We start from the raw sequence: 9601 nt of genomic DNA on the forward strand, positions 1-9601 counted from the left end.
GTCTTTCTTCAAGCCGTTTTGGTCATCGCCGACTTTTTCTTCTAATGCTTCAACCCGCGAAGTTAACTGCGGCAAACCACCCGCATCAGCCATAACCACTCCGCCGGCGCTAATCCCCATTAAGCCGATCAATACAGCTGTCGTTAATTGTTTTCCTGATAACTTCATGTTACTTCCTCCTCATATATCTTTACATAATATACAGAACTGTATCTGTACTACCCCATGCACATATGATATTCATATGTTTATGGTTCTTATTATCCATTTTTTATTATATTTGTCAAATATAAATGAAACTGATAGTTATTCCCTATTTGCTTGTTTTTTTATTGTATTTTTTAATTATTACATACATTTTATCTTATTATTATTATTATTTTAATTATTATATCTATTTTTATTTATTTTATTTTGTTTTTGTTTTTTTTATTGCGTAAATCATATTTTCTTTTTATTTTTTTAGCTGCGTCAATATGTGTCTATTATCCCCAGGTAATTAGCTTATATTATCTCATCTGTAGATTTTTTTAGCCTATATTTTATTATAGATATTCATATCTCTATTTATATTGACTGGCATGTATATAAAAAAGAGGCGAACAAAATTTCTTTTTGTTCGCCTTGATATATCGTATATGCTCTATATATCCATATCGTAGTCTTGTAATGCTGCTACCGTATAATAGGTATAATTTTTGCCTTTGTCTGCAAATACCCGCAATACTTCTCGTGCCGTATCTAATGAAGTCAAGCAAGGTACAGCTAATTCCACGGCCATACGTCGTAAGTTAAATCCATCCCGTTCAGGATGTTTACCAAAAGTTAGGGTATTGAGAACGAGATCAATTTTACCATCTCGCAAAAGCGTGGCAATATTTTCTCCTCCTTCATGTATTTTACGCACAATCGTCACATCTAATCCGTTTTCTTGTAAATATTTTCCCGTACCGGCTGTCGCCATAATATGATATCCTAAGTCACAAAATCCGTGTGCTAATTGCAATGCTTCTTCTTTATCGCGATCGGCTACAGTTACGAGTATTGTTCCTCCTGACGGAATTCGCATATTCGCACCGCTAACGGCTTTATATAAGGCTTCCGAATAGGTTTTGCCGATGCCCATAACTTCACCGGTCGATTTCATTTCCGGACCCAAGGCAATTTCCGCCAAGCCGATTTTACTGAAGGAGAATACGGGTACTTTTGCCGCTACATGCGATTTAGACGGTAACAATCCGCTTTGATACCCCATAGACGCTAAGGTTTCGCCTAAGGCAATACGGGTGGCTAATTCAACAATCGGCACATGCGTGACCTTGCTCAAGAAGGGAACGGTACGACTGGAGCGTGGATTAACTTCAATAATATATAGCTTCCCTTTTGCCACCACAAATTGAATGTTTACCGCACCTTTTACATTTAATGCCAAAGCAATACGCGTTGTATATTCCACAATTTGCGTAATCATATCTTGTGCTAAATGTTGCGGCGGATACACGGCAATGGAATCACCGGAATGAACGCCGGCCCGTTCGACTTGTTCCATAATGCCCGGAATAAACACGTCTATTCCATCAGCAACTGCATCTACTTCTATTTCTCTTCCTACCATATATTCATCAATTAAAATGGGATGATCCGGCGAGGCAATGACGGCTTCACGAAGATATCGTTCTAGTTCGCTTTCATTATAGACAATTTCCATGGCACGCCCGCCTAACACATAGGAGGGGCGTACAATAAGCGGAAATTCCAATTCTTTGGCAACTCGCATGGCTTCAGTATCACTCGTAGCTATTCGCCCGTCTGGACGAGGAATATGTAGCGTTGCTAAAAGTTCATCAAACCGTTCTCGGTCTTCGGCTCGATCCATGCCTTCTACGGATGTTCCTAAGATGGGTACACCTCTCCGTGCTAATGGTGCGGCGAGATTAATTGCCGTCTGTCCGCCAAATTGGCAGATAACACCAACGGGGTTTTCTTTTTCGATTACAGCCATAACGTCTTCCTCCGTTAAGGGTTCAAAGTACAAACTGTCGGATGTATCAAAATCGGTGCTAACCGTTTCGGGGTTGTTATTGACAATAATACTCTTCATGCCCAGCCGGCGTAACGCCCAGGAGGAATGGACCGAGCAATAGTCAAATTCTATGCCTTGTCCAATACGAATTGGCCCCGAGCCGAGAACAATAACGCTTCGTCCTTCTAGCGGTTGGACTTCATCTTCACTAGCATAGCAGGAGTAGTAATACGGCGTAGCGGCGGCAAATTCGGCGGCACATGTATCCACCATTTTAAAGGTGGGACGCACGCCCAGTTGTGTCCGAAAAGTCCGGACTTCACTTTCCGTTTTGCCCGTCAGTCGTGCCAAGCAGCTATCGGGCATGCTATATTTTTTAGCTTGTGCCACCAATGCCGGTGTCAATCCTTGGTGGCGTAGTTCATTTTCCATGGTGACAATGTGTTTGATGTGCCGAATAAACCATACGTCATACCCCGTAAGCATATGTATTTTTTCTTCGCTAATGCCTAAGCGCAATGCTCTGGCGACAACAAATATCCGTTCATCGTCTTGTTTTTTCAATGCTTCAACGATATCAATTAGTGATTTATTTTCTATATGTGGTAAGGCTAAATAGTCCACCCCAATTTCTAATGATCGTACCGCTTTAAGTAAGGCTCCTTCAAACGTTCGATCTAGTGCCATGACTTCGCCCGTTGCTTTCATTTGTGTTCCCAACGTTTTATCAGCAAGGGAGAATTTTTCAAACGGCCAACGGGGAAATTTGACAACACAATAATCCAACGTTGGTTCAAAGCAAGCAGTGGTCTTACCGGTAACGGCATTAGAAATTTGATCCAAGGTTTTTCCCAAGGCTACTTTGGCGGCTACTTTGGCAATGGGATAGCCCGTTGCTTTAGAAGCTAATGCAGAGGAACGGCTAACTCGCGGATTGACTTCAATAACATAATACCGATTACTCTTGGGATCTAACGCGTATTGGACATTGCAGCCACCTTCTATTTTCAGCCGGCGAATGATTTTTAAGGATGCCGTACGTAGCATTTGATATTGTAAGTCATTTAAAGTCTGACTGGGTGCGACAACAATAGAGTCGCCCGTATGTACCCCAACGGGATCAATGTTTTCCATGTTGCAAACAATAATACAATTATCTGCCTTATCCCGCATGACTTCATATTCGATTTCTTTCCATCCTGCAACAGACCGCTCCACAAGGATCTGATGAATAGGACTGAGTTTAAGCCCACGTGCGGCAATGGCAGCGAGTTCTTCTTCCGTATAAGCAATGCCACCGCCGGTGCCGCCCAAGGTATATGCCGGTCGTACGATAATGGGATAGCCTATGGTACGGGCAAAGTCCAAGGCGGTTCCTACGTCTTCAACGATATCACTTTCCGCCACCGGCTGGTCAATATCTTTCATGGCTTCTTTAAATAATTCACGATCTTCCGCTTCTTGTATTGCTGCTAAATCCGTGCCTAATAGGGTAACGTTATATAGATCCAGTACGCCTGCCCGTGATAATTCCACTGCCATATTTAGGCCGACTTGACCGCCTAAGGTAGCCAATAATCCATCAGGTCGTTCTTTTTTGATAACTGCCGTCACGTAATCTAAAGAAATCGGTTCGATGTATACTCGATCGGCAATATCTTCATCCGTCATGATTGTAGCCGGATTACTATTAATGAGAACTACTTCCACGCCTTCTTCTTTCAATGCACGACAAGCTTGTGTACCTGCATAGTCAAATTCCGCCGCTTGTCCAATAATAATCGGGCCCGAGCCAATGACGAGTACTTTCTTTATATCCTTTGCCATCTTAGCATTCCTCCATCATTTTCACAAATTGTTCAAACAAATACAAGCTATCCGTTGGACCCGGCGAGGCCTCTGGATGATATTGTACACACATGATGTGCTGTGACGGTACGACAAATCCTTCTAAGGTGTTATCATGCAAATGACGATAGGTGACTTGTGCCGTCGGCGGTAACGTGTCTGCATCAATCGCATAACCATGATTTTGGGAGGTAATATATACCCGTCCCGTGTGCACATCTTGTACGGGATGATTTGCCCCACGATGCCCAAAAGGTAATTTATAGCTTTTTCCCCCTAAGGCCAACCCCAGCATTTGTAAGCCCAGGCAAATGCCGAAAATGGGTTTCTTGCCAATCATTTTTTTTACTTCATCTACGATATAGGGAATATCTTGCGGATCACCCGGTCCATTACTGAGGAAGATGCCATCAGGCTGTACGGCTAGCACCTCTTCGGCTGAAGTCGTTGCCGGAAATATGGTAAGACGGCAATCATTACGTTGCAAGTCACGTAAAATATTCTGTTTTGCCCCATAATCCATAACGGCTACATGATATTTTCCGTTGCCTGCGGTTTTAATTTTCTGTGTCGTCACCTGTCGTACCCACTGGGTTTCTAACGGCTGGGCTAAGCACTTTTGTATCTCCGCTTCGTCTGTATCTTGTCGTACGATAATACCTTTCATTACACCGTGTTGACGTATTTCACGTGTAATCGCCCGTGTATCAACGTCATATAAACAAGGAATATGGTGGTTCATCATGAATGTGGATAAGGGACCTTCATTTTGCCAATTGCTCGGTTCTCGACAAAGTTCACTGACAATAAAACCAGCTGCATAAGGGCGTGATGCTTGTTCTATTTCATGAAATAAGCCGTAATTTCCCATAAGTGGATAGGTCATGGTAATGATTTGACCTGCATAAGATGGGTCAGTAAATGTTTCTTGATATCCTGTCATCGCCGTATTAAATACAACTTCTCCCACTGTCTGTTCGTTTAATAGCAATGTTCCATAAAACCGTTTTCCATTTTCTAAGACGAGCATCCCTTTCATGCCAATACCTCCCCTTGTTTCATAACTATTTTTCCATCAACAATAGTGCCTACGGGTTTTCCTTTAAAAATCATCCCATCAAATGGTGATAATTTACTTTGGGAATAAAAGGTTGAGGCATCAACAGCCCATTCGGTCTGTAAATCCAGCAATGTAATATCCGCATCACGGCCTTCTTCTAATACTCCCGCCGGCAAGTGCAAAATGGTTGCCGGTCGCACGCTCATCGCTTCAATAAGCGTGGCTAAATCCATGCATCCTGTATGATATAAATGGGTCAATACGGCACCTACACTAGTTTCCAGTCCAACAAAACCACTTGGTGCTATATTAAATTCTTTATCTTTTTCATCCCAACTGTGTGGTGCGTGATCCGTTACAATAGCATCAATCGTGCCGTCTTGCAAACCGGCTACCACGGCTGCCCGATGTTCTTCCGACCGCAACGGCGGATTGACTTTAAACCGCGTATCGTAACTCCGTAAGGCTTCGTCCGTAAAAATAACATGGTGTGGTGTTACTTCAGCCGTAACGGGAATGCCTGCTGCCTTGGCACGGCGTACCATAGCAACGGCATTTTTTGTGCTAATATGAGCAATATGTACGGCACATCCCGTTGCTTGTGCCAGCAAAATATCCCGTGCCACCGCTATATCTTCAGCTACAGCGGGACGCCCTTTTAAACCTAACGCTGCCGATACAGCACCTTCATGCATCACACCATCTGCAATCAAATGGGTATCTTCACAGTGATCAATAATGACTTTTTTCAACATGCTACTGTATTCCATGGCTTTACGCATGAAATCACAATCTTCTACATAGTGACCATCATCAGAAAAGGCAACTACCCCTGATTTTACCATGCCACCCATTGCCGCCAGTTCACGCCCTTCCATGCCTTTAGATACAGCACCGATAATATCTACTTTCACGTGGCTTTCTTGTTCGATTTTATACCGTAATCCTTCGACAATGAGAGGGGAATCGATAACGGGTTTTGTATTCGGCATAGTCACGACACGAGTAAAGCCCCCAGCAGCAGCGGCGGCCGTGCCACTAGCAATTGTTTCTTTGTACGACTGTCCAGGCTGCCGTAAATGCACGTGCATATCAATTAACCCCGGCGTGACAACTAACCCTGTTGCATCCCATATTTCATCTGCACACATGGATAAATTCGTTCCCATGGCACGAATTTTCCCGTCTTCTATGTAAATATCGCAAATTTCATCTTGTTTTTTTGCCGGATTAACTACTCTACCGTTCTTAACGAGTAAGGTCAACGTCATCGCCTCCTATAATAGTCAAATATAACACAGCCATCCTCACGGATATGCCATTTTTTACCTGTTCTTGAATCGCTGAATGAGGTCCATAGCACACATCTGTACCAATTTCGAGATCTCTATTCATGGGACCGGGATGAAGAATTAATACATCTTCCTTTGCTTGCCGTAATGACGTTTGATGAATACCAAAGAGGGTTGCATATTCTCTATCACTGGGGAAAAAGCCACTTCCTTGCCGTTCTTTTTGGATCCGCAAGACATTGATAACATCAGCATCTACCAATGCTTCTTCTAACTCATAATGGATAGTCACACCCAATGTCGCAAGGTCAGGCTGTAATAAGGTGCGGGGACCAACGAGATGTACATCTGCGCCTAATGCTTTTAAAGCATAAATATTGGAACGAGCAACTCTACCATGATCAATATCGCCGACAATAACCACTTTTAATCCGTCGATGTGTCCTTTAACTTCTTGTATCGTAAACAGATCCAAAAGTGCTTGTGTCGGATGTTCATGTGCCCCATCACCAGCATTGATGATAAGCGGGTCGACACATTGACTAGCAAATAATGGTGCCCCTTCTTGTTTATGTCGCATAACAATCGCATCTACGCCCATTGCCGTAACGGTCAATAGGGTGTCACGCAAACTTTCTCCTTTGACTAAAGAACTCGTAGACGGCGTAAAGTTTAACACATCAGCATCTAAATATTTCGCTGCCAATTCAAAAGAACTGCGAGTGCGTGTACTAGGTTCAAAAAACATATTTGCCACTGATTTTCCATGTAACAGCGGTAATTTTTTATTCTCACTATTCACGACCGTTTTCATTTTTTTGGCTACTCGTAAGATAAGTTCAATTTCCTCTTTCGTTGCTCCTTCCAATCCAAGCAGGCTCTTTCCCTTTATACCCATGCAGCATCCTCCTTACAAAAAAGACCTTTGCCGTCCGGCAAAGGTCTACAATTAGGCATAATTAACTACCTACCTTTTTAGCCTCTCCGGACTATCTTAAAGGTATTATGTATCTAAGTAACTATACGGTAGCATCTCGGTACTACTCATATCTTTATTAAGTATACTATATTTAAAATCAAAGTCAATACTAATCTTGCTGATATTCCCGTAAAAGGACTTGATCCATTCCATCCGTTTCTTGCATCTGTACAGCAACATCTTCTCGGTGTGATGTGGGTACATTTTTCCCTACATAATCTGCACGAATAGGTAACTCACGATGCCCACGATCGACTAAAACAGCCAATTCAATGAATTTAGGTCGCCCCATTTCCATAATCGCATTTAATGCTGAGCGAACGGTACGTCCCGTATATAAGACGTCATCAATTAAAACAATCGTCTTGCCATCCGCTTGAAAGGGCGTTACCGTACTATTCATACCATCTACGGTACATTGTTTTCGATCATCCCGATAGGCTGATACATCAATTTCATATACGGGAACAGTACAGCCTTCTATTTTTTCTAGTTCTAACGCTAACCGTTTTGCCAAGGGAATACCGCGTGTTTTAATTCCCACTAATAGCGTTTCATCTAAGCCGCGATTTCGTTCTATTATCTCATGAGCAATACGCCGAATAGCACGTTCCATCGCTTTGTTGTCCATTAACTGTGCTTTATCCTTCCACATACGCCACCTCTACCGTTGTGTCGCCGCCTGCTGTAAACACACCATAAAATCATTTGCAGGCAACGCTTTGATGTCCATTTTTTCCCCCGTAATAGGGTGTATAAATTGCAAACTGTATGAATGTAATACTTGTCCCTGTATGGGGAACGCATCCCGTTTATAGCCATAAACGGGATCGTTAACCACCGGATGTCCAATATAGGCTAAGTGCACGCGAATTTGATGCGTTCTTCCCGTTTCGAGCTGGCAAGCAATCCATGTATACATACGATAACGCTCCTGTACGGTGAAATGTGTAATCGCTTCTCGTCCGTTTTTTAGATTTACCGCCATTTTTATCCGATCTTTTGGATGTCTGCCAATAGGTGCTTCAATTGTTCCCCGCATTTCGGCAAGGGTACCATGCACTAAGGTCCAATAGGTTCGCTTGGCTGTATGTGCTTTAATCTGTTCGGCGAGATGCCGATGGGCAACATCAGTTTTAGCTACCACCATGACCCCGGAGGTATCTTTATCCAAGCGATGTACAATGCCTGGACGAATCATCCCGTTAATTCCCGATAGAGAGCCTTGACAATGATATAAAAGGGCGTTGACCAATGTTCCTGCCGGATTTCCTGGGGCGGGGTGAACGACCATGCCACGTGGTTTATTCACTACAATAAGATGTTCATCTTCATATAAAATATCCAAGGGAATATTTTCCGGTGTTGCACATAACTCTGTTGGTTGTGATGGTTCCATCGCAACCATCTGTCCTACATCCAATCGATAATTTGCTTTACGTTTGCAATCGTTGACATAAACTTTCTCTTCTTTAATCAATTGTTGGGCAAAAGCACGTGAAATAGCTAATTCTCGTGCTACTAAAACATCTAAACGGATGCCCTTATCCGCTTCTATCACTTCATACGTTTGATGTTTCATGCCATATTCCCTCATTTCGATATCTTATGATGCCAACTATACCATAATAATAGCATAACACCAATAACAATGCCTACGTCTGCCAAATTAAATACCGGCCAAATTAAGAAATCAAAAAAGTCAACCACTGCACCATGAATGCAACGGTCAAGTGCATTTCCTAAGGCTCCACCAAGAAGTAATCCCATACCTACATGTAGCAACCGTGACGAAGGTAATTTAGTACGAAACACACCATATAAGACAAACAAAAAAAATGCAATCAACAAAAATAGCCATTGTTGATTTTCTAAAACACCAAAAGCGGCACCTCGATTTAATATATATGTGATATGAAAAAAATCCGAAAATACCGGAATCGATTCATGTAATGTCATCTGATGTCTAATTATTGCTTTTGATACTTGATCCAATACGGCCATACCGACCGCAACACTCATTACTTGCACAAATATCCTCCTACTCATTCCATCTTCAACAGTGATACTATCCTATCATAGAATATACTAAAATTCAATTCTATCCACTAATAATAATTTATTTTTTCTCTTCCCATAGACATACTAATTGCTCATGACCTGTACCACGATAAAAATACCTACTAGACTTACTTTCTTACGCGAAAAATTTCTCTATGCACGACTACATATAGTAACACTACCGCCATCTATCAAATAAGGTTGCTACCTTCAAAAGCAATGGTTATGGCGTTTCTTTTTCTGTTTAGGCCTAACGTATCTAGTATGTCATGTTACGTTATAAGATATAGCATGTCGTGAGAATAAAAAAAGAGTACCGATATATCGGTACTCTTTTT

At 42.2% G+C, this 9601-nt stretch carries 7 protein-coding genes; all 7 read right to left on the bottom strand.

Going from position 1 to position 9601, the window contains the following annotated elements:
- Positions 1–643: 643 nt before the first annotated feature.
- Positions 644–3850 carry a carbamoyl-phosphate synthase large subunit gene (carB, locus tag HMPREF3182_RS00005; RefSeq protein WP_062484793.1) on the bottom strand — a complete coding sequence of 1069 codons (3207 nt, stop codon included), beginning with the start codon at positions 3848–3850 and terminating at the stop codon, positions 644–646.
- Between the two features lies 1 nt (position 3851).
- Complete coding sequence (locus tag HMPREF3182_RS00010; protein WP_062484795.1) at positions 3852–4910, bottom strand: carbamoyl phosphate synthase small subunit; 1059 nt, start codon at positions 4908–4910, stop codon at positions 3852–3854.
- Complete coding sequence (locus HMPREF3182_RS00015; protein ID WP_007391870.1) at positions 4907–6196, bottom strand: dihydroorotase; 1290 nt, start codon at positions 6194–6196, stop codon at positions 4907–4909. Before HMPREF3182_RS00015 ends, HMPREF3182_RS00010 begins: the two co-directional genes overlap by 4 nt.
- Positions 6180–7121 carry an aspartate carbamoyltransferase catalytic subunit gene (locus HMPREF3182_RS00020; protein ID WP_007391866.1) on the bottom strand — a complete coding sequence of 314 codons (942 nt, stop codon included), beginning with the start codon at positions 7119–7121 and terminating at the stop codon, positions 6180–6182. The genes HMPREF3182_RS00015 and HMPREF3182_RS00020 overlap by 17 nt, the downstream gene beginning before the upstream one ends.
- A 190-nt stretch (positions 7122–7311) precedes the next feature.
- Positions 7312–7857, bottom strand: coding sequence for a bifunctional pyr operon transcriptional regulator/uracil phosphoribosyltransferase PyrR (pyrR, locus tag HMPREF3182_RS00025; RefSeq protein ID WP_007391872.1), 546 nt, complete (start codon positions 7855–7857; stop codon positions 7312–7314).
- Positions 7858–7866: 9 nt separating this feature from the next.
- On the bottom strand, positions 7867–8784 hold the full coding sequence (locus HMPREF3182_RS00030; protein WP_007391868.1) for an RluA family pseudouridine synthase: 918 nt from the start codon (positions 8782–8784) through the stop codon (positions 7867–7869).
- Positions 8785–8795: 11 nt separating this feature from the next.
- On the bottom strand, positions 8796–9233 hold the full coding sequence (lspA, locus tag HMPREF3182_RS00035; RefSeq protein WP_007391867.1) for a signal peptidase II: 438 nt from the start codon (positions 9231–9233) through the stop codon (positions 8796–8798).
- Between the last annotated feature and the right edge of the window lie 368 nt (positions 9234–9601).

This window comes from Megasphaera hutchinsoni (assembly GCF_001553405.1).
GTDB lineage: Bacteria > Bacillota > Negativicutes > Veillonellales > Megasphaeraceae > Megasphaera > Megasphaera hutchinsoni.